Origin of the sequence: Aquimarina aquimarini, assembly GCF_900299535.1 — a bacterium.
Classification (GTDB): domain Bacteria; phylum Bacteroidota; class Bacteroidia; order Flavobacteriales; family Flavobacteriaceae; genus Aquimarina; species Aquimarina aquimarini.
The window spans coordinates 52,263-76,750 of record NZ_OMKE01000023.1 but is presented as its reverse complement, the minus strand read 5'-3'; the positions used below and the strand labels follow the sequence as shown (position 1 = coordinate 76,750).

General features: G+C 32.0%; 20 protein-coding genes. 14 read left to right on the top strand and 6 right to left on the bottom strand.

Features of this window, described 5'->3' with window-relative positions; all coding sequences use genetic code 11:
• Positions 1-253: 253 nt before the first annotated feature.
• Genes mltG through dapF form a run of 3 tightly spaced genes read right to left on the bottom strand, consistent with a single transcriptional unit; the run spans position 254 to position 2,593 of the window.
• The gene (gene mltG / locus DG508_RS11460) at positions 254-1,297 is read right to left on the bottom strand and encodes an endolytic transglycosylase MltG (RefSeq protein WP_108868271.1); all 1,044 of its coding nucleotides are present in this window, start codon (positions 1,295-1,297) and stop codon (positions 254-256) included.
• Entirely contained in the window at positions 1,287-1,814 is a 528-nt protein-coding gene (locus tag DG508_RS11455) for a GNAT family N-acetyltransferase (protein ID WP_108868270.1), read from the bottom strand. Before DG508_RS11455 ends, mltG begins: the two co-directional genes overlap by 11 nt.
• Entirely contained in the window at positions 1,808-2,593 is a 786-nt protein-coding gene (gene dapF / locus DG508_RS11450) for a diaminopimelate epimerase (protein ID WP_108868269.1), read from the bottom strand. Before dapF ends, DG508_RS11455 begins: the two co-directional genes overlap by 7 nt.
• A 166-nt stretch (positions 2,594-2,759) precedes the next feature.
• On the opposite strand from dapF, the gene DG508_RS11445 reads away from it, so the two are divergent.
• From DG508_RS11445 to trmD, 4 genes are all read left to right on the top strand, one after another.
• Positions 2,760-4,181, top strand: coding sequence for a S1C family serine protease (locus DG508_RS11445; protein WP_108868268.1), 1,422 nt, complete (start codon positions 2,760-2,762; stop codon positions 4,179-4,181).
• A gap of 139 nt (positions 4,182-4,320) precedes the next feature.
• Positions 4,321-5,769: a glyceraldehyde-3-phosphate dehydrogenase gene (locus DG508_RS11440; RefSeq protein WP_108868267.1), complete on the top strand. Its 1,449-nt coding sequence runs from the start codon at positions 4,321-4,323 to the stop codon at positions 5,767-5,769.
• 339 nt (positions 5,770-6,108) lie between these two features.
• On the top strand, positions 6,109-6,726 hold the full coding sequence (locus DG508_RS11435; RefSeq protein ID WP_108868266.1) for a tRNA (guanine-N1)-methyltransferase: 618 nt from the start codon (positions 6,109-6,111) through the stop codon (positions 6,724-6,726).
• Between the two features lie 140 nt (positions 6,727-6,866).
• Positions 6,867-7,544, top strand: a complete 678-nt coding sequence (gene trmD, locus DG508_RS11430; RefSeq protein ID WP_108868265.1) for a tRNA (guanosine(37)-N1)-methyltransferase TrmD — start codon at positions 6,867-6,869, stop codon at positions 7,542-7,544.
• Positions 7,545-7,615: 71 nt separating this feature from the next.
• Here trmD and DG508_RS11425 read toward each other — a convergent pair whose 3' ends face one another.
• From DG508_RS11425 to DG508_RS11415, 3 genes are all read right to left on the bottom strand, one after another.
• Positions 7,616-9,103, bottom strand: a complete 1,488-nt coding sequence (locus DG508_RS11425) for an SLC13 family permease (RefSeq protein ID WP_108868264.1) — start codon at positions 9,101-9,103, stop codon at positions 7,616-7,618.
• Between the two features lie 81 nt (positions 9,104-9,184).
• The gene (locus tag DG508_RS11420; RefSeq protein ID WP_159090799.1) at positions 9,185-12,094 is read right to left on the bottom strand and encodes a TonB-dependent receptor; all 2,910 of its coding nucleotides are present in this window, start codon (positions 12,092-12,094) and stop codon (positions 9,185-9,187) included.
• Between the two features lie 175 nt (positions 12,095-12,269).
• On the bottom strand, positions 12,270-13,442 hold the full coding sequence (locus DG508_RS11415; RefSeq protein ID WP_108868262.1) for a FecR family protein: 1,173 nt from the start codon (positions 13,440-13,442) through the stop codon (positions 12,270-12,272).
• Positions 13,443-13,533: 91 nt separating this feature from the next.
• Between DG508_RS11415 and DG508_RS11410 the strand changes: the two genes are divergently transcribed.
• The 10 genes from DG508_RS11410 to DG508_RS11370 all read left to right on the top strand — a co-directional run bounded on the left by DG508_RS11410 (position 13,534) and on the right by DG508_RS11370 (position 24,339).
• Positions 13,534-14,070 carry an RNA polymerase sigma factor gene (locus DG508_RS11410; protein WP_108868261.1) on the top strand — a complete coding sequence of 179 codons (537 nt, stop codon included), beginning with the start codon at positions 13,534-13,536 and terminating at the stop codon, positions 14,068-14,070.
• Between the two features lie 144 nt (positions 14,071-14,214).
• Entirely contained in the window at positions 14,215-14,565 is a 351-nt protein-coding gene (rplS, locus tag DG508_RS11405; protein WP_108868260.1) for a 50S ribosomal protein L19, read from the top strand.
• Between the two features lie 950 nt (positions 14,566-15,515).
• Positions 15,516-17,741, top strand: a complete 2,226-nt coding sequence (locus tag DG508_RS11400) for an NADP-dependent isocitrate dehydrogenase (RefSeq protein WP_108868259.1) — start codon at positions 15,516-15,518, stop codon at positions 17,739-17,741.
• 116 nt (positions 17,742-17,857) lie between these two features.
• Entirely contained in the window at positions 17,858-19,627 is a 1,770-nt protein-coding gene (locus tag DG508_RS11395) for an SH3 domain-containing protein (protein WP_108868258.1), read from the top strand.
• A gap of 231 nt (positions 19,628-19,858) precedes the next feature.
• The gene (locus DG508_RS11390; RefSeq protein ID WP_108868257.1) at positions 19,859-20,398 is read left to right on the top strand and encodes an RNA polymerase sigma factor; all 540 of its coding nucleotides are present in this window, start codon (positions 19,859-19,861) and stop codon (positions 20,396-20,398) included.
• A gap of 5 nt (positions 20,399-20,403) precedes the next feature.
• The gene (locus DG508_RS11385) at positions 20,404-20,943 is read left to right on the top strand and encodes a hypothetical protein (protein WP_108868256.1); all 540 of its coding nucleotides are present in this window, start codon (positions 20,404-20,406) and stop codon (positions 20,941-20,943) included.
• The gene (locus tag DG508_RS11380; protein WP_159090798.1) at positions 20,924-22,018 is read left to right on the top strand and encodes a hypothetical protein; all 1,095 of its coding nucleotides are present in this window, start codon (positions 20,924-20,926) and stop codon (positions 22,016-22,018) included. The genes DG508_RS11385 and DG508_RS11380 overlap by 20 nt, the downstream gene beginning before the upstream one ends.
• A 117-nt stretch (positions 22,019-22,135) precedes the next feature.
• On the top strand, positions 22,136-22,825 hold the full coding sequence (locus DG508_RS11375) for a hypothetical protein (RefSeq protein ID WP_108868254.1): 690 nt from the start codon (positions 22,136-22,138) through the stop codon (positions 22,823-22,825).
• Complete coding sequence (locus DG508_RS21020) at positions 22,815-22,973, top strand: hypothetical protein (protein ID WP_159090797.1); 159 nt, start codon at positions 22,815-22,817, stop codon at positions 22,971-22,973. Before DG508_RS11375 ends, DG508_RS21020 begins: the two co-directional genes overlap by 11 nt.
• Before the next feature lie 190 nt (positions 22,974-23,163).
• A complete protein-coding gene (locus DG508_RS11370) occupies positions 23,164-24,339 on the top strand; it encodes a serine hydrolase domain-containing protein (protein ID WP_108868253.1) in 1,176 nt (391 codons plus the stop codon).
• The last annotated feature ends 149 nt before the right edge of the window (positions 24,340-24,488 follow it).

Below are 24,488 nucleotides of genomic sequence, written 5' to 3'. Positions count from 1 at the left end.
AAGTGTTAAAACAATTATATTACTGAAAAACAGGTATTTACACAAAAAAAGAAGTCTAAAACCATAAAAAAGGAACACTTTTATGTTAAAAAAAAACACTTAAACGTCAAATCAAGTCTTTTAACCGAATAAAACTAAAAAGCTTAATTATGTTATTATTCACAAAAAAATGGCTTTTTGTTAATAAGTTTATCGCATTCTTCTATAATCAAAGAAAATTTCCTTTGATTTTTCCTACAAAAAAAGAGTCTAATTATCGTCTTATTCCTTTTTTATTGATCCAGTCTATATACTGTTTTTTATTGCGATTATGTTGCGCCATAGTTTTAGCAAACTTATGATATCCAAAATTCTCTACATTGGCAACAAAAAAGTAATACTCATGTTTTTCATAAGAAAGAACAGCATCTATTGATGAAATATCTGGCATCGTTATTGGCCCAGGAGGTAATGATATATTTTTATATGTATTATAAGGACTATCCAATTCTAAATCTTTGTACAAAACTCGTTTTATAACAGTATCCCAATCATTACGGTGCTTTTTTATAGCATAAATAACGGTAGGATCTGCATCTAACTTCCATCCATTATTATGTCGATTCATGTACACACCTGCAACTCTTGGTCGTTCATCAACCTTAGCTGTCTCTTTTTGCACAATAGATGCAATTGTCACAACCTCATGTTGTGTTAGCCCAATTTTTTTTGCCTTTGCTAAACGAGATTTATTCCAAAATCTTTTATACTCAGCCAACATTCTATCTCTATATTGTATGGCAGATGTATTCCAAAAGAATTCGTATTTATTAGGAACATACATAACCAAAGCGGTTTCTTCTGAAAAACCATTGGCATCTAAAAAAGAAGAATCTTTAAATGCTTTAAGTAAAGAAATACTATCGGCCTCTATTTGCACAGCAATTCTACCAGCAAGATTCTCTAACCGTTCCTGATTATTAAAACTCACATGAATTGGTGAGTTTTTACTTCGTAAAACATTTACAATCTCATTATTATTAAGACCTTTTTTCAGGACATATTTCCCAGCTTTGATATTTTTTATATATCCTTTTCTTCTGGCAATTTTATCAAAGCTATAAATATCTTTTACAACAGGGCTTATAATTTCAATAAGCTCAGTATAAGTAGCCCCTGAAGGGATATAAACAACAGATGTTTCTTTATCAAAATTTGTATTCGGAGAAAAAACTGCCTGATATACGTTATACGCAAAAATCCCTCCTACAATTAACCCCACTAAGGCTATAGCTAATAATATTTTTTTAATGTACATATATTAATTGATATAAAAATTCATCTTTATAAACGTCCTTTACCAAATTCCATTCTTTCTTGACTCCTACTTTTGTAAATCCTCTATTTTCAAACAATTTAATACTTGCCATATTATCTTCTGCAATATTCGCATATAATTGATGTAAATGAAGGTGTGTGAAACCATAATTTGCAATAAGCTCTAAAGCTTCTGCTCCATACCCTTTACCTCTATTCTCTTTCTCTACAATCAAAATCCCAACTCCAGCTCTGTTATGCATGGGATCAAAATCAAATAAATCTATCAATCCCAAGGTAACATGATCATGAGAAGATATAACTAATCGCAGTTGTTTTACTTCATATATATCTTTGTGAGCATTTTCTAAATATTGTTTGATCAAAAATCTAGAATATGGTGTTTGCGTAGAACTCATTTCCCAAACTTGCTCATCATTCTCTACACTATAAATAAAATCGAGATCCTCAGGCTCTAGAGCCCGCAGGTATATTTTTTCACCTTTTAATGTCAACATGATATTTCTCCTTTAAAAACCTGCTCCGCTGGTCCTATCAAAAAGATCTCTCTATATCCTTCTTTTGTTTTTTTAAAAGTAACCTTGAGCTCCCCTCCTTGAGTATTCACCCTGATCTCTTGTCCAGAAGTTAGTTTAGTTTCATACATAGAAAGCGCTACAGCAGTAACTCCTGTACCGCAGGATAGGGTTTCATCCTCTACTCCTCTCTCATAAGTACGCACTGCAAATTCATTTTCATTTATCTTTTCTACAAAATTTACATTACTCCCTTTCTCATAATATGGATTTCCACTCCTAATTCTTTTTCCTTCATTAAAAACATCATAATCAGTAATATTCTTTACCATTTCTACATGGTGAGGAGAACCTGTATCTAAAAACAAATGATTTTCATATTTTTCTATTGTAGACACATCTTGCATCTGTAAATGAACCAACCCTTCATCAAGTACCGCTTCGTGTTTTCCATCTATTGCAGTAAATACAGCTTTATTTTTTACAATACCTAAAAATGCCGCAAAAGCTACTAAACACCTTCCTCCATTACCACACATAGAACTTTCATTACCATCTGCATTAAAATACACCATTGTAAAATCATCTTCTTCATTTTGAGGAAGTTCTAATAACATTAACCCATCTGCACCTATGCCAAATTTCCTGTCACAAAGTCTAGCAAATAATTTGGTATTATTTTTGGAGAGAATAGATTCTCTATTATCAATGATCACAAAATCATTGCCCGTACCTTGATATTTATAAAAAGTAAGTGTCATTGTGCATTTAATTATTAGAGACAAAGGTACAAAGAATGTTCACAAAAAACTGTTGTTAATTGTGAGTTAAATATCATAAAAAATGTACCATAATTGTAATTTTAAAAGTTAATACCAGTCTATTTATATTGATAATTAACTAAGTCAAACAAATAAAGAAAAGAAAATGAAAAGATTTTTGAACTTATTGGTCGTAGCTATAATCGCTGGGGCATTTACTCTTGGTGCCTACAAAATGTTTTTTGAATCAAAAACTATAGCTGTTAATGAAGATGAAAACAAGACTAATTTGATCCCTACAAATTATACGCTTACCAATACAAACGCTATAAGCACACCTATCGCTAGCACTGATTTCTCTTTAGCCGCAGAAAAGACGGTAAATGCAGTAGTACATGTAAAACAATACGGTATCTCGAGAACTCCTAGAAATTTAATGGAATTTTTCAGAAACGGAGGAACACAAGAAAGAAGAATCAAAGGTGCTGGATCTGGAGTGATCATTACAAAAGATGGTTATATCGTAACTAATAATCATGTTATTGATGGAGCTACTGATTTAGAAATAACACTAAACAACAACAAATCTTATAAAGCTGAAATCGTAGGTACTGCACCTGAATCTGATATTGCATTACTCAAAATAGATGCAGAAGAAGAGCTGTCCTACATCCCTTTTGGAGACTCTAATACTGCCAAAATTGGAGAATGGGTATTGGCCGTAGGAAACCCTTTTAACTTAACCTCTACTGTTACTGCTGGTATTATAAGTGCAAAATCCAGAGACTTAAACGAATCAGATGATACTATCCAGTCTTTTATACAAACTGATGCAGCTATCAACCCTGGAAACAGCGGTGGAGCATTAGTAAACACCAGAGGAGAATTGATCGGTATAAACACAGCCATAACTTCTCAAACAGGAAGTTATGTAGGATATGCATTTGCTGTTCCATCAAACAACGTTAAAAAAATAATGGAAGACATTATTGAATTTGGAGGAGTACAACGTGGTATCTTGGGAATCACTGGAGGAACTATTAATGAAACTGTAATGGAAAAATATGACATTTCTGTTTCTCAAGGAGTTTTTGTACAATCTGTTGCTGATGATAGCGGAGCAAAAAAAGCAGGACTTTCTGAGGGAGATGTTATTAAAGAAATCGATGGCCTACCAATAAAAAAATTCTCAGACTTAACAGGGTATGTAAACAGTAAAAGACCTAAGGATGTTATTAATGTCAAAGTATTGAGAAAAAACAAAGAAGTAACCTTACCCGTTACCTTGTCAAAATACGAGATTCAAAAATACAATATAAATGATGTTGGTGTAGAAGTTAGAAACCCTCCTAGTGAAGACTACTTAAAAAAATTCAATCTAGATCACGGGGTAATAATTAGTAAAGCTTTAAGCCCTAGAATGAAAAGGTATAACCTTGAAGGACTTGTCATAAGTGAAATAGATGGCAAAAAGGTAAAAAATGTTCTCCAAGTAAAAGAGATTATAGAGAGTAAATATAAAGATGAAGACATAACGATTAGCCTTGTGGGTCGCAATGGGCAAAAAAGAGAATTTGTATTTCAATAAAGACACAAAAAGCATCGTTAGAACAGCCAATCCCATTATTTTTAAAAAGTAATGGGATTTTTTTCACAAAAGGCTTCCCGAAAACGTTTGAAATATATACTTTTGCACGAAATTTCAAGACTTTAAAACACAACATATTATGAGCTCTAACGAAGTTTATGAAAAAGAATTAGCCTTTCAGGCAGACAGACGTCGCGCAACTGTAGCATTTATAAAGACTGTAAGTGATCTTTGGTACGACAACTCTATAGAGTTGGTACTTTTTCGAAATCAGTTAATTGATAAAAACGTAAGCGAAATTATCAATTTACATGAATATGCAGGTGAGTTTGTACAAAAACCTATTTCAATTTTTGATTCTGTAGAAATCGCACAAGCTATCAAATTAATGAATTTACCTCCATCAAAATTAGATATTGGTAAACTTACTTATGAATACCATTTAGCTAGTGATGAATACGGATCTATAAATGGTTTTGTACAAGACAAACTTAAAGACGCTAAGAAATTTAAACCTATTTCTCCAAAAGATGTAGTTTTATATGGATTTGGAAGAATTGGTCGTTTGGTTGCTAGAGAATTAATGACCATTACTGGCAAAGGAAGCCAACTTAGACTTAGAGCCATCGTTACCAGAGGAGCTATTACTCAAGACGTATTAGAAAAAAGAGCATCACTTCTAAGAAGTGATTCTGTGCATGGAGATTTTGCTGGTACTGTAGAAATAGATTTGCAAAACAGTGCACTAATTATAAATGGAACTACTGTAAAAGTCATTAGTGCCAACAACCCAGAAGATATCGATTATACAGAATTTGGTATCAAGGACGCATTACTTATTGATAACACAGGAGCTTTTAGAGATAAAGAAGCACTTAGTCGTCATTTGGCAGCAAAAGGTATTGATAAAGTACTACTTACCGCTCCAGGAAAAGGAATTCCTAATATTGTTCATGGAGTTAACCACAAAGAGAATGATCCAGATAAAATAGATATTTTTTCTGCAGCCTCATGTACCACCAATGCAATCACTCCTATCCTACAAGCGGTAGACGAAAGTTTTGGGGTAGTCAATGGTCACCTAGAAACCATACATGCATACACCAATGATCAAAACCTAGTTGATAATATGCATAATAAATATAGAAGAGGTCGTGCAGCCGCTCTAAACATGGTAATAACTGAAACAGGAGCTGGAAAAGCAGTTTCTAAAGCATTACCTAGTTTTGAAGGAAAATTAACCTCTAATGCTATACGTGTTCCTGTACCAAATGGGTCTTTAGCAATCTTAAACCTTAATTTAGATAAAAAAACGTCTAAAGAGAGTATGAATGCTATCCTTAAAAAATATGCTCTTGAAGGAAATTTGGTAGAACAAATAAAATATTCTCTTGATAACGAATTAGTATCTAGTGATATTATTGGTTCCTCAGCTCCTTCTATATACGACAGCAACGCAACTATTGTTGATTCAAAAGGAAATAACGCTATTTTATACATCTGGTATGATAACGAATATGGCTATAGCCATCAAGTAATACGATTATCAAAATATATTGCAAAAGTAAGACGTTTTACCTACTACTAGCAAATAGCTATTTACAAAAAACTAAGCTGGTTTTCATTGATTACCAGCTTTTTTTATGCTTATTCATAGAATAGAACAGCTATCTATATTCAAAAAACAACTTAAATATCTTCTTACAATAAAACAACCTACAAACCTTATCTCTATAAATTCCTATAGAAAAAACTTTATAATCACTTACAATATCGTACATTTATTATCGTTACAGAAGAAATTAATATTCAAAAAAGAAACAACTCATAATATCGCTCTACTTATACACTATTAGTTATTTTTGCTCTCTAACTACTACTCATTGTAGAGATATTATATCCGACGATTAAAATTAAGAATAACAACATGAAATTACCGCAATACCTACTAGTCTTAACACTACTCTTATCTTTTTTCCATACCTCATATGCGCAGGAAGAAAACATAACTGTTACCGATGCATTAAAAAAAGAAAAGATCAAGGGACAATTTGATATGGTAATAAAAAAGTCTGGTAAGTACCAAGAATACAAAGTAGTAAAACTTATCTGGCTTAATAAATTAAAATCGAACACCATAGATTCTATTAAAACATTAGAATCAAAACTGAATACTACCAACCAAAAGATTGACGAACAAAAAGCTACTATAACTAACCTTGAAGAATCCCTTGCCAAAGTGAACGGAAACCTAACTACCGTTACCCAGGAAAAAGATAGTATTAGTTTTTTTGGCGCAGGACTTACTAAATCAAGCTATAAAACAATCATGTGGGTTATAGTTGGTGTTCTTTTGGCCCTACTAAGTTTCTTTGTCTATAAATTCAAAAACAGTAATGCAATTACTCTACAAGCTAGAAAAACACTAGCTGAAACAGAAGCAGAATTTGAAGAACATAGACGTAGAGCATTAGAACGAGAACAAAAAGTAATGCGTAAACTTCAAGATGAAATCAACAAACAACGTAAAGCTGGTGCTAAGTAGATTTAAATTTTAGATTTTTACTATATTCTTTTGCATCTTTGCATCCATTAATGAATTTGATAAAGGTTGCTTTTGTCTATTTAATACTTAGTAGACATAATATTATATCTAATCATTACAAAACATAAACCAAACAAAAGATGCGCATAGATATAATTACTGTAGTACCCGATATCTTAAAAAGTCCTTTTGAAGCTTCTATTATGAAGCGATCAATAGACAAAGGATTGGTAGAGGTACACCTTCATAACCTTAGAGATTACACTACTAATAACTACAAGCAGGTAGATGATTATCAATTTGGTGGAGGTGCAGGTATGGTAATGATGGTAGAACCTATAGATAAATGCATATCTAAATTAAAAGCAGAACGAGATTACGAAGAAGTTATATATATGACTCCTGATGGCGAAACGCTAAATCAGGGTATTGCCAATCAATTATCACTAAAAGGGAGTATTATTATTCTTTGCGGTCATTATAAAGGTGTAGATCAACGGGTAAGAGATCATTTTATCACCAAAGAAATCTCTGTAGGAGATTATGTACTATCAGGAGGAGAACTAGGTGCATTAATTCTTTGTGATGCAATCATTAGACTTATTCCAGGAGTACTAGGTAATGAGACTTCAGCTTTAACCGATTCATTTCAGGATAATTTACTAGCCCCTCCTATCTACACAAGGCCCGCAGAATACAAAGGCTGGAAAGTACCCGAGGTATTAACTTCTGGTAATTTTCCTAAAATTGAAACTTGGCGAGAAGAACAAGCATACCAACGAACAAAAGATCGTCGACCTGACTTATTAGATGAATAACATCAAAACGACCATCTATAAGTATATAGACGGTCGTTTCCACATTTAAACAAGTATTAACAAAAAACCTCTTACTTTACCCAATCTGGGATTTGCTCCAAATCAAAAAAGGGAACAACAATGAGATACGAAATTATTGTTATCACAATAATGGCTATAAAATTCATTAAGACCCCTGTTCTCGCCATTTCTGGAATCTTAATTTTTTCGCTGGCAAAAATTGCTGCATTAGTACCTGTACCAGACGGAAGCATAAATGCACATGAACAAGCAAATGTTGCTGGAATCATTAACAAAAAAGGATGTGTACTATTTGCAATAGCTACTGTTGCCAAAATTGGCATAAAAATATTAGCCGTGGCAGTATTAGAATTTATTTCCGTAAGAAAAGTAATCGCCAACACCACAAGAAAAACAATTAATAATGTAGGCGCATTCTCTAACACTGTTATCTGACTACCAATCCATTCTGCCAATCCAGTACTAATAAAACTTTTGGCTATTGCATAGCCTCCTCCTACAAGAATAACAACTCCCCAAGGCACACTTTCTGCTTCTTTCCATGAAATCAAGGATTTCTTATTACTTTTTTCATTCCCGTTAGGAATCAAAAACAAAAGCAAAACCCCAAGCATAGCAATGGTTGTATCATGCACATACTTTGACACTCCTAGCATAGAACCCCACCCTGGTAATACAAAGTCACCAAACACCAAATCTTTTCTAAAAATCCACCCTAATGAGGTAATCAAAAACACAATAAAAACACGTTTTTCTCCAGTTGTAACTCTACCTAATTCTTGTAATTCATTTTTGATAATACCAACTGATCCTGGAACACTTCCTTTTATTTTAAAAAAACCAATAATATACAACCAAGTAATAGGTAATAAAACAACAGTCAAAGGAAGCCCGATAAGCATCCAATCAGAAAATGTTATCTGAGGAGCTTCTGGATAAAGAGATTCAATAATCCCTGCAAAAACCAAATTTGGCGGTGTTCCTATCAAAGATCCAATCCCTCCAATACTAGCAGCATATGCAATCGATAACATCAATGCTAGACTAAATTTTGAATCTGGATTATCTGTTTCTTCTTTCTTTATAATTGACAATCCTATTGGTAACATCATCAATGCAACAGCAACATTGGCAATCCACATAGACAGAAACGCTGTAGAGATCATAAAACTCAGAATTATTTTCTTTTTATTTACTCCAATGAGATTAATAATCAATAAGGCTATTCGCTTATGTAAGTTTTGTGATTCTATTGCTTTGGCAATAATAATACCTGCCAATAGCATCAATACATAATTATGCCCATAGCTCAATGCGACTTCTTTAGATTTCAAAACCCCAAAAAGTGGAAATAACACTAGAGGTACAAAAGAGGTTGCAAATACAGGGATTGCCTCAGTCATCCACCATACAGCCATCAATAAAGCTGTACCAGCAGATATCATAGACTCTCTACTTAATCCCTGAGGTACAGGAAGTATCAGAAAAATGATAAAAATGAGTATCCCCAAGAGTAATCCTATTTTTTTTCTATTCATAAAACAATATTTACAGGTATATATTCTGACTCAGAATTGCAAATACACAATCTCTGAGTCAGAAAATCTAAAAAAGAGATATCAAAAATTGAAGTTGAAGCCAGTGCTAAAAAAACTTCCCATTACGCCAAATTGGCTAGTTGATCTTCCATAAGGAGAAAGACCGTTAAATGTGCCTCCGTATAAGTTTCTATCAGGAAAAACATCAAATAAATTATTCACTGATGCGTTCCAACTAAATTTCTCTGAGAAATTAAAACCTAATGATAAATCAGTTACAATCTTTGCATCTTTTACCTGAAAATCTCCATTATCATCTCTAGAATCCACATCAGACACTTCACCAAATCGAGTTAATCTTACTGTAGTAAAAAATCTTTTTGATTTATAATCTAGAGATAAGATAAATTTATTCTTAGGCTGTGCTACTTCTACCAATCCTCTCATTCTCTCTCCGACTACTTCTGTTACTCCCAGTGTTTGTAATTCTTGAGATGTTCTTACCTCACTATTGAACTCTGTTTTATTAAGAGTTGCAGAAAGGGTTGTTGTAAATATTTTATCATCATTTGCACCAAATCGTTCTGTATAGGTTCCAACGAAATCAATACCTGTTGTTTTGGTATCTACCGCATTGGTAAAAAATTGAATTTCAGCTATATTTTGTTCTGTAAATAATTCAGGAAGCCCAACATCATTAACATCTAGTGATTCTGAGATAATAATACGATCTTGTACATCTACTTGATAAGCATCTAAGGTCAATAGAATTTTTTGCCCTAGCTTGGCGGTAATTCCAATATTATAATCCCAAGATGTTTCTGCATCAAGATTACCATACCCTAACTTTCCTACTGTTGGGTCATCATTGCGTATATGCAATATATTAATAGAATCATCTTCTCCTTGTGCGTTTATTCCAAACTGAGGATCATTGGCACTAAAATTTAACTGGTGTAGTGAAGGCGCTCTAAATCCCCTATTTACAGATGCTCTTAATGAGAAATTTTTGGTAAACTTTAAACGTGCATTTAATTTCCCCGACACATTAGTCCCAAAACCATCATAGTTTTCTACTCTTGCTGCTGCCCCCACCAAAAGAGCCTCAGAAATATCTGATTCTATATCAGCAAACACCCCATAACTAGCTCTATTTTTATCGACCGCCTCTCTAGGAGAAAAACCTATTTTTCCACTAGAAGAGAACTCTCCTTGATCAGCAAAAGGTCCTTCTGTATAAGACACTCTATCACCAATTGTAATTTGATATTCTTCATTTTTAAATTCTGCACCAAAAGCCAGTGATAATGATTTTAACACATTCATATCTCTGTATGTTTTAGAAATACTAGTATTTACAGAGGTATGCCCAAAATTATTATTTCCTAAATAAAATTCAGTTGGCGTGAAAATACCAAAACTGGCATTTGCAGCATTTTCTGTATAAGTAGCTAGCCAGTTTTTACCATACGTAACACTCAGGTCAAAATTCCATCCATCTCTCAAATCATTTTGCACACCCAAAGAAGCTTGAGCATCTGTAGAGGTTGCTGGATATAGAGGTGAATATCCAAAAGAGTAAATCTCTGGTACAGAACGCTCAGTCCTACCAGGTTGTCTAAAAAAACCAAACGACAATAATTTCTTATGAGATATTCCACCAAACCCATAGATTTCCCATGATTCATTTATAGGATACGCTCCATTAAAAATTACAGCTCCCATTGTATTTCTTGATTGCCCAAATTTTGTTCCTATATCCTTATCTCTATCAAAACCATTTTGCTCAACTAGTAACGCATCATTTACCTCATCATCTCTATCAAAAACAAATCCTGAATAGGTGTCTTTTCTATCTGTTTCTTCATTATGATGAAAATAGAAAGTTGTATTCAAATAACTATTTTCTTTTTCTGCTATCCTGTTTCCTAGGTTTACAGAAAAGTCATACACTGCCCCATCACTCCTAGAGGAGATTCCACTTTTTGCAGTAATAGAATTTTTATTATAATCATCTTTTAAAACCAGATTTACAATACCAGCAATTGCATCAGAACCATACTGGGCTGCTGCTCCACTTCTTAAAATTTCTATTCGTTCTATAGCGGCTGACGGAATTGCATTAAGATCTGTCCCTACAGACCCTCTACCCACAACTCGGTTTACATTTAATGCTGCAGATTGATGTCTTCTTTTTCCATTAATAAGCACTAATGTTTGATCCGTACCCAACCCTCTAAGGGTAGCAGGATCTACATAAGAAGTCACATTTACAATCCCATATTTTGTAGAATTAAACGAAGGCGCCTGAAAATGTATTTGTTGTGCTAGTTCTGTTTGACCAGTAGATACTAGGTCTTGGGTTTTTAATACATCTACAGGAGCTGCTCTTTCTACATTTGTACGAGCAACATTAGATCGAGACCCCACCAACATTACATCTTCAAGTTGATTAGCCTCACTTTGAAGAGTTACATCAATAGTTGTTTTGTCTTTGATATTCACTTCTGTCGTGGCAAACCCAAGATACGATATAATCAATATCTGTTTTCCATCTGGTACTTGAATAGAAAAGTTTCCGTCAAAATCTGAAAGTGTTCCTATATCAGTCCCTTTAACCAACACATTTGCTCCTGGTAAAGGGTTACCACTATCTTCTCTTATCACTCCTTTTATTTCTTTTTCTTGTACAGGCGGAAGAGTACTCTTATTAAGAACTTTTCGTTTTGTCAAAATGATATGTTTACCATTTATAGTGTAATCCAAATACTCCTGATCTCCCAACTTTTTTAAGACCACTCTCAATGGTTCTTTTTCTGCCTTAAACGACATTCTTTTTTTATCATCTATTTCTTTTATATTATAAAAGAAATTAAAATCAGTCTGTAGCTTAATTTCATCTAATATTTTTTTCAACGGAACATCTCTGTAGTTGAAATCAATTTTGTTTTGTGAAAAAACCGTAGTCGCTGATAACTCGACTATTGTCATAAATATTAAAACGAAAGATAGTTTCATTTTACAACATACAGTTTTACTATAATAGTTTTCACCCCGAAAACTATCACAATGATTAGTTTTTTTCATAATTTTGAAATGCAATTTGATCGTTAAACTTCTATTTTTAATGGTCATCCTAAAGGAAGGTGTTGCCTCACCTTCCTTTTTATTTGGATATGGTAATCTTATTTTGATTTATTTCATACGTAAAAAATGTACTTAATGATATAGTTTTTAATATATCTTCTATACGCTGTTCTTTTTCAAACTCTCCCTTAAATTTCTCTGTATTTATTTTTTTGGCATTATTTATAAAAATGACATTATGACTACGTTCTAACTTTGTTAAGATTTCTGAAAATGTCAAATTATCCATTACCAATCTATCCTGCATCCAACTGGTATATATTGATGTATCTACCTTTTCTTTTACCATAGCACTCTTTTTCCTGTCAAACGAAGCCTGATAACTAGGACTTAAATGAAGTTGTTTTTCTGGATTATCTTTTTCAGATACAATCACAGCTCCTTCTACAAGTGTAGTTTTTATAGTTGTATCTGTAGTATAACTAGATATATTAAAACGTGTTCCCAACACTTTAATATCTACCTGATCTGCATGCACAATAAATGGTTTGTTCTTATTTTTTGTCACATCAAAAAAAGCTTCCCCTTCTAAATACACTAATCGTTGATGAGAAGTTTCTATAAAACGTTGTGGAAAACGTAACTTTGAACCAGCATTAAGCCACACCAAAGTACCATCAGAAAGCTTAATTTTAAAAGTTTCTCCATTTGGAATCGACACCTCGTTATATACAAGCTCTACTGTATTCGAATTCTTATTCAAACTAAAATCAATAATATCTCCGTTTTTAACAGCAACTATATCCCCCAAACCATTCGTTATTTCTTTGTCTTGATGAGATTCTATTTTTTTCACACTACCATCTGCTAATCTTATTTCTACCTTTTTATTAGTTAACTCCTTATCAACCAACCTTACGATACTTGGTTCAACAATTCTTTTTCTCATAAAAAAACCTTCTTTCATAAAATACCCAACACTTAACAGCACTATAAAAACAGCGGCATATTTATAAAGTCTCCTTACATTATTTTTCTTCTTACCTCGCGCCTTGATAGTATTTTTAAATTTTTGATACGCTAATTCAGAATCAAAATCTGTTACAATCAAACTATCATTCTCTATCAAGTATTTTCTAAAATAATTGAGATTATCTTCATTTTGGTTTACCCAATTCCACAAATCTTCTTTTTCTTCATAAGAAATTTCACCTTTTACATATTGATTTATCAGGAATTCTATTTTATGCATATACCGCTTTTTTAACTATATGATAACATTTATCTCAAAAACCCTTATTCAATTTTGATTTTTTATTAAATTTGAAGCATATTAATTAAAAATGTCTGAAGAAAAATTACTTGAAAAATTAAAAAAAGGAGATACAGATGCTTATCAGCATTTATTTTCTACTTACTATAATTGGTTATGTAATTATATCTTCAAATTAAGTAACGATCATTCACTTTCTGAAGATATTGTTCAAGAAACTTTTATTTATATCTGGGAAAAAAGAAATACTCTCTTAATTACTACTTCGCTAAAAAGCTATCTATTCAAATCTTGTTACAATCGTTTTTTACAACATATAAAAAAGGAGAAAAGAAAATCTGATTCTTTAGAAAAAATACAATGGGATTTGATTTTTGAAACATATTTTGAAAAAGAGACCAGGTATGAAATTAGGCTAAAAAAAATAAATTCTCTTATAAAAAAATTACCACCTCGTTGTAAAGAGATTTTTATAAAAAGTAAATTTGAAAAAAAGAAATATAAAGAAATTGCTTTAGAATTAGGGATTTCGATAAAGACAGTAGAAGTTCAAATATCAAAGGCTTTAAGTTTTTTGAAAGAAAATATAAACCTATTTTTTTTATGACATCTATTAATTCTAATTATTTGAATAATAATCTCAAAACACTTGCAAATCATTAAATAATATTTATTTTTGCACCCTGATTAGACCAACCTCTGGCGAAAATCGCGAATGTTGCTTTAATAAAACCCAAGAACTATATCAAAAATGGAAGATTTAGTAAAATTTGTTCAAAACGAATTTGTAGCAAAAAAAGAATTCCCTGAATTCTCTGCAGGTGATACTATCACTGTTTATTATGAAATTAAGGAAGGAAATAAAACACGTACACAGTTCTTTAGAGGAGTTGTAATCCAAAGAAGAGGTACTGGATCTACTGAAACATTTACTATCAGAAAAATGTCTGGTACAATCGGTGTAGAGCGTATTTTCCCAGTAAACTTACCAGCACTTCAAAAAATTGAAGTTAATAAAAGAGGTAAAGTTCGTAGAGCTCGTATATTCTACTTTAGAGAACTTACTGGTAAGAAAGCTCGTATCAAAGAAAAAAGAAACTAAATATAATTTCTTACACAAAAAAGGTTGTCATTTATGGCAACCTTTTTTTATGAACAAAAGTTAACAACTCTAGTTCATAAACGGTTGATAACTAAAACAATACACTCTCTTCACAGAACAATTGATTTTCATTATATTTAGCATAGAATTACACATTATGGTATGAGATGACACAAGGATTCCTTACCATTTTATACAAACAAACGTTCTTTGAACATTGTAAGACCAGTTTACAATTAAAATAAATATAAAACGAAAGTTATTTTTTTGAGTACATACTTGAAATCACATAAGGGCTTCGCTTTAGAATCATTTCAAAATGAAATTCGAAAGAAAAAATTAAGTTTTGACACCTTTTTAATTATAAACGGCATCAGGCTACTCGAGTGAAGGACTGAAAAATTACAAAAGTAATTTAGAAACATAAGCACTTTGTATTAGCCCAATGAGTAGAAAAATAAATATATCAACCTTCGATACATTTAAATCTACTCAAAATTAGGAAATAAGACATTATGTTATAACTAACGAAAGTTTTTATTTAATAGCGGGTAAAACAGCTAGCATTATACTTATTTCTGATAAAGCCATATCAAAATATTTATATTCTTGATATGGCTTTTTATCTTTTTGAAAGTATCTTCAAAAAAAGGTTTATTTTTTTACATCTTTCATTTTTTTTACCGCTATTTTTAAGAAACTGTAATTCAACCTTCTTTAACGCAAAACTAACAATGCAGCGGTTGCATTTGGATGACTAGATTTGTATCTTCGCGCTCGGAAATTCTATGACTACAAATTATTATAATCTTAGTACTATTTTTATTTTTTACTAAGAAAAAATAGACAACTGGTTATTTCCTAGATAAATAATATAATAAACTATAGGGGCCACTATCCTTTTTCAGACCTTAGAAAACCTCAGGACCCCCTATCAAAAAAACAAAAATATGGGAGTTGATAACTCAAAAATTGTGTACACCAAAACTGATGAAGCACCTGCTTTGGCAACATATTCCTTTTTACCTATTGTCAAAAAATTTACCAAGACAGCAAATATCAACATAGAAACAAAAGATATTTCTCTTGCTGCGAGAATCCTCTCTAGTTTTCCTGAAAAACTAACAGAAAAACAAAGACAAAATGATGCGCTATCAGAATTAGGGCAACTTGCCCAACAACCTGAAGCTAATATCATCAAACTTCCAAACATAAGTGCTTCTGTTCCTCAATTAAAAGCTGCTATTGCAGAATTACAACTTCAAGGATATGATCTACCAAACTATCCTGAAGAACCTGAAAATGATACTGAAAAAGATATCAAAAGTAGATATGACAAAATAAAAGGTAGTGCAGTTAACCCTGTATTAAGAGAAGGTAATTCTGACCGTAGAGCTCCTAAACCAGTAAAGCAGTATGCTAGAAAAAACCCACATTCTATGGGAGCTTGGAGTGCTGATTCAAAAACACACGTAGCAACTATGTCTGATGGAGATTTTCGTTCCAACGAAAAATCTGTTACTATGGCAAATGCTGGAGATGTAAAAATTGAGCTTCTAGATCAAAACGGAACGACAACTGTTCTAAAAGAAAAAATAGCATTACTAGAAGGAGAAGTTATAGATGCTACTGTAATGAGTAAAAAAGCACTTATCACTTTTCTTGAAGAACAAATAGCAGATGCAAAAGAAAAAAATGTATTATTTTCTTTGCACATGAAAGCTACAATGATGAAAGTTTCTGATCCTATTATTTTTGGTCATGCTGTAGAGGTATTTTTCAAAGATGTGTTTCAAAAACACGCAGCTACACTTCAAGAAATTGGCGTAGAGGTAAATAACGGTTTTGGAGATCTTATCAACAAACTTAAAAAAGTATCAGATGCCAAACGAGCTGAGATAGAAGCAGACATACAAGCTTGTTATGCAAAAGGGCCTAAATTAGCCATGGTAAACTCTGATGAAGGAATTACCAATCTGCATGTACCTAGTGATGTTATTATAGATGCATCTATGCCTGCCATGATTCGTAACTCTGGACAGATGTGGGACACGCAAGGTAATACTCAAGATACAAAAGCTGTCATTCCTGATAGTAGTTATGCTGGAATCTACCAAGAGACTGTTGATTTCTGTAAAAAACACGGTGCTTTTGACCCTACTACGATGGGAACAGTTCCTAACGTAGGACTTATGGCTAAAAAAGCCGAAGAATACGGATCTCATGATAAAACTTTTGAAATTAAAACTGCAGGGGTTGTACGTGTTGTAGATACATCAGGAAATGTTATTATTGAGCACTCTGTAGAACAAGGAGATATCTGGAGAATGTGTCAGACCAAAGATGCGCCTGTTAAGGATTGGGTAAAACTTGCTGTAAATAGAGCAAAAGCTACCGATACACCTGCTATTTTCTGGCTAGACAAAAACAGAGCACACGATGCTGAATTAATAAAAAAGGTAAATGCATATTTACCTAACCATGATACTTCTGGTTTAGATATTAGAATTATGTCTCCAATAGAGGCTACACGATTTTCACTAGAAAGAATCAAAGAAGGTAAAGACACCATTTCTGTAACTGGTAATGTATTACGTGATTACAACACAGACCTCTTTCCTATTCTGGAATTAGGTACAAGTGCAAAAATGTTATCTATTGTTCCTTTAATGAATGGTGGTGGTTTATTTGAAACTGGTGCAGGAGGTTCTGCCCCTAAGCATGTACAACAGTTCAACAAGGAAGGACATTTAAGATGGGATTCTCTAGGAGAATTTCTTGCTCTTGCTGTTTCTCTTGAACATTTAGGAGAAGTAAATAGCAATCCAAAAGCAACTATTATTGCTGAAGCTTTGGATCAAGCGACTATTAAGTTTTTAGACAATAAAAAATCACCTTCTCGTAAAGTTAATGAACTTGATAATAGAGGGAGTCATTTTTATCTAGCGCTTTATTGGGCACAAGAGCTTGCAAAACAAACTCAGGATAATGATCTTCAAAGTGAATTTGCAACGGTTGCAAAACAACTAGAAGATAATGAAACCACAATTATGAGTGAATTAAATAATGCACAAGGTAGCACTGTAGACATGGGTGGGTATTACTGGCCAAATGCAGACAAAGTTGCTAATGCAATGAGACCAAGTAAGACATTAAATATGATTATCGAAGCATAATCAATAAAATACGTATATAAAAAAACCTGTGTGATTCAGTTTCACACAGGTTTTTTATTTTTATCTTACCAGCTCATAGTAGTACCTATACCTTAAGCACTTATAAAGTCACACTCATGTTTCGTTATTTTACTTTTATTCTTTTATGCACATCTATTAAGGTAATTTCTCAACCCAGTCAGTTTCAAAATCACTTACATACACCTTCAGTAATTTATAATACCAAGGTAAATATAAGAACTGCTCCCTCTATTCAATCAAAAGTAGTTGCTACTTTTAACCCTGGAGAAGAATTAGAGATAACACACTCTCAAAAAAGAGATACTATCAATAAAATTGCTGGTCATTGGGTCGAAATCAACTATAAAAATAAAATTGCCTATGTATGGAACCATCTTATTGCCACATCAGCATTTAGGTTCCACACCGATACAGATTATAAGATATTGATAAAACAAGAGTCTGAACATAAAATTGGAGTAAAAGTATTATATCAAGAGCAACAAATACACCACCAACTTATAGAAATAAAACCAACTCAATCATTGCATAGTGTATTTAGTATCGGGTCAACATATAATAGCAACAACAAGGAGATTATTATTTTTACATTTACAAACAACACTGCTTTACTATACCAATGGCATAACAAAAAACTAATTCCTTTTACCAAAGATCTACCTCTACCCTTTTTATCTAACAAACAATGGGGGTTTATCACTGCCAATAATGTAAATATTCGTTCAGCTCCATCTATAACTTCTCAGATTGTAAAAAACAGCAATATCCAGGATAAATTTGAAGTATTAGACATACAACATCAGTTAGATACAATAAACGGTAAAAAAGGATATTGGACTCAAATTAAGCATAATAATCAAAAGGCTTATGTATGGAGGAATTTTATTTCTACGTATGGCATAGAAAGCACAAAAACCAAAGGATTGTTGTTTCTTGCATATAACAACCATATATGGGCAATAAAAAATGGCGAGATTCTAGACAAAATCAAAGCCTCTATAGACAACCTAGTTCCTTTAGGCAACCTAGGTATTCCTGAGGTTCAAGAACTAATTGGAGGCTGTCATTATGCAGAAAGCTGTGGAGAAACTGGAGGAGACACAATCTATAGTTGGGATGGGAATCAAATAAAACATTTTATAGACAATACAGGTATTGGAGATGGTGGGTTATCAGAAGGACATACTGTTATTTTTCCTTCGTTTACCAATGGAATAAAAAATAATATTATTGACATTCAATCAGAAAGTGAATCTATAGATACTCCTTCTTCTGACTTATCAAATACTGTTTTTCAAAATATAGACAGAAAAAATATAGAAATAACATACACCTTTTCCAATGGCAAGCTAATCAAAAAAAACACTACTACTCAAAAAATACAATCTTTTGTTAGCAAAGAATTCAAAGGATATCAACTCGGCTACTACAAGGTTCATGACTTTAACTCAGATGGATATCCTGATGCTTTTGTGTATGCTCGTAACCTAGACTATTCTTTAAAAAAACGTTCTATTTTTGCAATTTTACAAGGAAACTCATCTGATTCCTACACCCTACATTCTTTTAATAAAAGTCTAATAATTCATAATGATAACGACCCCTTGACCGATGTTATCTTGAACAAAAAAGGATTTGAACTTGCTATTTATTATTCAGGATACTACACAAATCCATACGAAAGTTGTATCATTAAATTAGAGTATGCATATCTAAAGAGTCACAACGATTTTCAGCTTACAAAAGAGACAAAACTAATTCAAGATACCGATGATCGGTCCTGGGATAAAACCACAACTCTTTTTAGAAAAAATCAAATTTTATTTAAAAATTCCTGGCACTCAGCACTCCAATCATCAAATTAGCTTGAGAGAATTTTATTGCGGTAAATTCAAAGTGTAAATGATATTATTATAAAAACATAAGCAGAACCCTCTGTTTATAAAGAACTAACTCTTCTACAAATCGATTATTTCTTTATCCAATAAAAAAATACAATTTTTATCGCCTTCTCATGCAACCTTTATATTTTTGAGCTGTCAATGATTATAATTAAAAGAAAAGTATATTTAAAGGAACTTACAATAAAGTATTAATTGGAAACCAACATCCTTTATACTCACAAAGACCTTGTAGAAAAAAGCAAGTCTGGTGATAGGAATTCGCAATACCGGTTATATGAGCTCTATGTAGACGCCATGTACAATATAAGTATGCGCATGCTTGGCATAAAAGAAGATGCAGAGGATATTGTGCAAGATAGCTTTGTAGAAGCGTTCAAGAATTTAACATCATTCAGGTATGAAAGTACGTTTGGTTCTTGGTTAAAAAGAATTGTAATTAATAAAAGTATAAACTATTTAAAATTAAAAAAAATACCCGTCACTCCTCTTGATCAACATGAATATCATATTGGCGAGGAAGTAAGTGAGCCCGTCAAATCTAATGATATTAATAAGGTAAAAAATGCCATAAAAATATTGCCTGATGGGTATCGACAAATTATTAGTCTTTACCTGATTGAAGGGTATGACCATATAGAAATAGCTGAAATATTAGGTATTACGGTTTCAACATCTAAATCACAATACCATAGAGCAAAGAAAAAATTAATTGAAATTGTAAATGTGTTATAAGTACGATGGATAATTTTGAAAAATACATTACAGAAAACAAACATCTATTTGATGAACATAAGGCTGATAAGTCAAAAATATGGCAAGCAATTGAGTCTGAATTAGAACCTCCTAAAACCATCCGTTTATGGAAATCTCCTCTACTCAAAATAGCAGCAAGTATCTTAATACTTGTAGGGGTATTTTCACTCACTAATTCGTTTATTATTAATGGATTTAGGTCTGGCACACAAAATAATATTGTTCACCAAGAATTAAGAGACATAGATACTTATTATAAAGATCTAGTATCATTTCAAGTACAACTTGTAAAGAATAACCCCAAATTACAACCTCAAGATAAAGAAAAGTTTTTATCCTTTATGGATGAGCTTGATGAAGAATATAACATTTTAAAACTGGAAATGACAAAGAATTTAAACAATGAGTACATTTTAGAAGCCATTGTTAATAATTATAAAAAGAGAATTGAATTGATAGAAAATTTATTGAAACAGATCAATGATTCTAAAAAATCGAATAACAATGAAGGCTACATTTTATAGACATCTGTTTTTATTGGCGCTAATACCTCTACTTGTAACAAATAGTCTACAAGCACAGGAGAAAGTATCAAAAAAAATAGAAAAAACATACCCTCTAACCAATGCTGGAGAATTACATCTTGAAAATAAATATGGGGATATTATGATCACTGGATGGGATCAAAAAAATATTCAAATAGACATCAAAATACAGGTCATAAAAAAGAAAAAAGAAGAAGCCTTAGAATTACTCAAGCGTATTAAACCAGTAATCAATACAACAGAAGATTTTATAAAAATTGTTTCAGTTATAGAGGAAAAAAACAGTAGCTTATTATCTAGATTTTTTGATAAAGCAAATCCATTTGATTTTGATAAAGGTAACATTCAAATCGACTATTCTGTTCGTCTTCCCTTTAATGCAGAAATTAATATTACAAACAAATTTGGGGATGTCATTTTAAGTGAATGGAATGGAAAACTAAAGGCTAATGTACAACATGGTGATATGTGGGTCAACAAAGATCTTAACAATGCTAACATAGAAATGAAATTTGGGAAATTAAAAACTAAATCAATAACCTATGGTAATATCAGATTCAAAAATGGTGAAATTGATATTGAAACATCCAAAGATCTTAAAATAAATAGTAGTGGAACTGTTATAAAAATTGAACATGTAGAGTTATTAGAAATACATTCTAGCAAAGATCAGATAGCTATTGAAAAAACAGGAAATATTCAAGGAGAGCTTATGTTTTCAAATATGAATCTAAGTACAGTATATCAAAATATTAACCTTACGATGGAGGTTGCTGATGTATGGATTTCTAAAATTCAAAAAACAAATGCCAACATCACAATCAATCAAAATTCATCTGAGCTTAGTATAAATATAGCAGGAACAACATTGGATTTTGAAGCATCATTAGAGCAAGGGTTATTACGTATCCCCAAATCATTTTCTAATATAAAAACTAATGTGATTGATGATAGAAGAAGAATTAGAGAAATCAGCGCAAAATATGGTAGCAGTTCTTCTATGGGGAATTTTCAGATTACAGGAAAAAAAGGAGTAATCGTTTTAAAAGAATGATACCATGTATTCTTTGATTCTCAAAATTACTACTACAATAAATTTAACAGAAAAAAAAGAGAGTTGAATGCAACCATTACAAATTCAACTTGTCTATAAAACAACAAACATAGTATAATGAAACACGTGAAAATTATATTCCTTTTTACTCTAATTGGTTCTATTTCTATAAGTCTCGCGCAAGAAAATAAAGATTATATAGAATTTAATGATCGAAAAAACATTTTACACGGGGTGTATCTGGGTTTTAATGGATCTTTTGGAGAAATTAATAACAGAGGTACTATTGCACTGAATTTAAAATTAGCTTATGTTGCTAATCAAAAATTTGAATTTGGGATTGCTGGTGTAAATTTTTATTCTGATCAAAATTCACTAGAAGGTGTTGAATTTAATACTGATGAAAAAATAGAAGGTGATCTCATTGGTGGCTATTTAGGACTCCATTTTGAACCTATCTTTTTTACTCCTTCTATAGTAAATTTATCTTTTCCTGTATTGATAGGTGGTGGTGCTGTTGGATACATTGATGGCTTAAAGAAAATAGATGACAATGAAGATGAACTAAGCATAAGAGATTGGGATGAAATCTTTGTCATAGAACCAGGAATCAATGTTTTGTTTAATATCTCTAGATATGTGCAACTAGAAGCTGGTGTAAAATATAGATTCTCTAGCAAATTTAATTTGCATCCACAAGCAACAGCAACCAGAATCAATGGGTACTCTATCGGTCTAGGAATAAAAATGGGCGTGTTTAACCTTGGAAGAAATCGTTATAAAAAAAACATACCAAATGATGAATAAACCAAAAAATAGTCTCAACGTAGTATATGTATTTTCTAAAGGAAATAAAGTATATCTTAAAAAAGAATCAAATGACCCTATAACTTGTGAAGAATGGTTTCCAATTAATTTTCAATGGAAATCATTACTTGATTTTCATCAAAAATAACACCTCAAAATACAAGCTAAATTTAGCACGCTAGATACATTACTTATACTTTGCGATGTACTCTACATACAACTCACACCCTATACCTTCATACCTATATAATTATCAAACACTTATAGTGATTTGACAAAATCACTTATGCTTGAACTCAAAACAATCGTAACATCTTTATAAACCAAAATTAAAACAAATGAAAAATTTAATCATACTCTCATTAGTAGCATTTTTATTATTCTCTTGTGATACAGATGATGATCTTTTGATGACTCATATAGAGTTACAAGAATTATATGACTCTTCAGATTTGGCTGGATTTTCTGTTGCAATAGTTGATGATAAAGAATATTTGTACCAGCATTCTTTTGGTTATGCTGATGTAAAGGAAGATAAAGAATATACAAAATACACCACTCAGAGTATAGGATCTATATCAAAAACTATTATCGCGCTATCGGTAATGAAAGCGGTAGAACAAGGTAAACTTGATCTCGATACAGACATCAATACTTATTTACCTTTTGATATAATACACCCTCATCACCCTGACAAACCAATTACTGTTCGCCATTTGGCTACTCATACATCAGGAATCACTGATAGCGATATATACTACAAAAGCTATGTCCTTGATACTCCTAATCAAATAAATCTCTCTCTTTTTCCAGAAGATTTTAGACCTATTGTAGAGTTATTAAGTACAAATGTAAAAATGGACGAATCTATTTTTTTAAAAAATGTGCTATCGACATCAGGCAAATGGTATTCTCAAGATCATTTTACACAAAATGCTCCAGGAGAAAAATATAAATACAGTAATATTGCTGCTGCATTAGCCGCTTTTGTTGTAGAGAATGCTACTGGTTTTTCTTATGAAGAATATACTCATAAATATATTTTTGAACCATTGAATATGGATGCTACTGGCTGGGGAGCCAATGATGCTAATATGAGAGATCATGCAACATTATATTATACAAAAGATATCGAGGTTCCCAAATATTCATTGATCACCAAAGCAGACGGTGGATTGATCACCAACACTTCTGATTTCAGTAAATACCTAATAGAGATGTTAAGAGGTTATCATGGTAAAGGGAAATTATTGTCTGTAGCCTCTTATAAAGAAATGTTTACTCTTCAATCAAAATACAGTCAAATAAAAGAATCTATGACAGGGATTTTTTGGGGTGTCGAAGGTGGTGAAATAGGGCATACAGGTTCTGCCCATGGAATCATAACAATTTGTTCTTTTGATCCTATAAAAAATAGAGGGTATTATTTTATGACAAACACCAGTGAAGAGCTTAATCTTGATATAGAAAGATCTATCAAAAAAATATGGAATGAGTTAACCTCTAAAAAATAATTATCAAAAGATCTGATTGCCACATATAAAAACTGTTCTACAACACAACATAAGCATTACTATTATCTAACATAAAATAAAAACAGGTACTAGTAATGCTTCTTTTACCTCATCAAGACAAGAACATTTATTAAATTAGTATTTTCTCT

Coding starts and splice junctions, on each gene's coding strand:
- mltG (WP_108868271.1), bottom strand. CDS start 1,297: ATGTACATTAAAAAAATATTATTAGCTATAGCCTTAGTGGGGTTAATT.
- DG508_RS11455 (WP_108868270.1), bottom strand. CDS start 1,814: ATGTTGACATTAAAAGGTGAAAAAATATACCTGCGGGCTCTAGAGCCT.
- dapF (WP_108868269.1), bottom strand. CDS start 2,593: ATGACACTTACTTTTTATAAATATCAAGGTACGGGCAATGATTTTGTG.
- DG508_RS11445 (WP_108868268.1), top strand. CDS start 2,760: ATGAAAAGATTTTTGAACTTATTGGTCGTAGCTATAATCGCTGGGGCA.
- DG508_RS11440 (WP_108868267.1), top strand. CDS start 4,321: ATGAGCTCTAACGAAGTTTATGAAAAAGAATTAGCCTTTCAGGCAGAC.
- DG508_RS11435 (WP_108868266.1), top strand. CDS start 6,109: ATGAAATTACCGCAATACCTACTAGTCTTAACACTACTCTTATCTTTT.
- trmD (WP_108868265.1), top strand. CDS start 6,867: ATGCGCATAGATATAATTACTGTAGTACCCGATATCTTAAAAAGTCCT.
- DG508_RS11425 (WP_108868264.1), bottom strand. CDS start 9,103: ATGAATAGAAAAAAAATAGGATTACTCTTGGGGATACTCATTTTTATC.
- DG508_RS11420 (WP_159090799.1), bottom strand. CDS start 12,094: ATGACAATAGTCGAGTTATCAGCGACTACGGTTTTTTCACAAAACAAA.
- DG508_RS11415 (WP_108868262.1), bottom strand. CDS start 13,442: ATGCATAAAATAGAATTCCTGATAAATCAATATGTAAAAGGTGAAATT.
- DG508_RS11410 (WP_108868261.1), top strand. CDS start 13,534: ATGTCTGAAGAAAAATTACTTGAAAAATTAAAAAAAGGAGATACAGAT.
- rplS (WP_108868260.1), top strand. CDS start 14,215: ATGGAAGATTTAGTAAAATTTGTTCAAAACGAATTTGTAGCAAAAAAA.
- DG508_RS11400 (WP_108868259.1), top strand. CDS start 15,516: ATGGGAGTTGATAACTCAAAAATTGTGTACACCAAAACTGATGAAGCA.
- DG508_RS11395 (WP_108868258.1), top strand. CDS start 17,858: ATGTTTCGTTATTTTACTTTTATTCTTTTATGCACATCTATTAAGGTA.
- DG508_RS11385 (WP_108868256.1), top strand. CDS start 20,404: ATGGATAATTTTGAAAAATACATTACAGAAAACAAACATCTATTTGAT.
- DG508_RS11380 (WP_159090798.1), top strand. CDS start 20,924: ATGAAGGCTACATTTTATAGACATCTGTTTTTATTGGCGCTAATACCT.
- DG508_RS11375 (WP_108868254.1), top strand. CDS start 22,136: ATGAAACACGTGAAAATTATATTCCTTTTTACTCTAATTGGTTCTATT.
- DG508_RS21020 (WP_159090797.1), top strand. CDS start 22,815: ATGATGAATAAACCAAAAAATAGTCTCAACGTAGTATATGTATTTTCT.
- DG508_RS11370 (WP_108868253.1), top strand. CDS start 23,164: ATGAAAAATTTAATCATACTCTCATTAGTAGCATTTTTATTATTCTCT.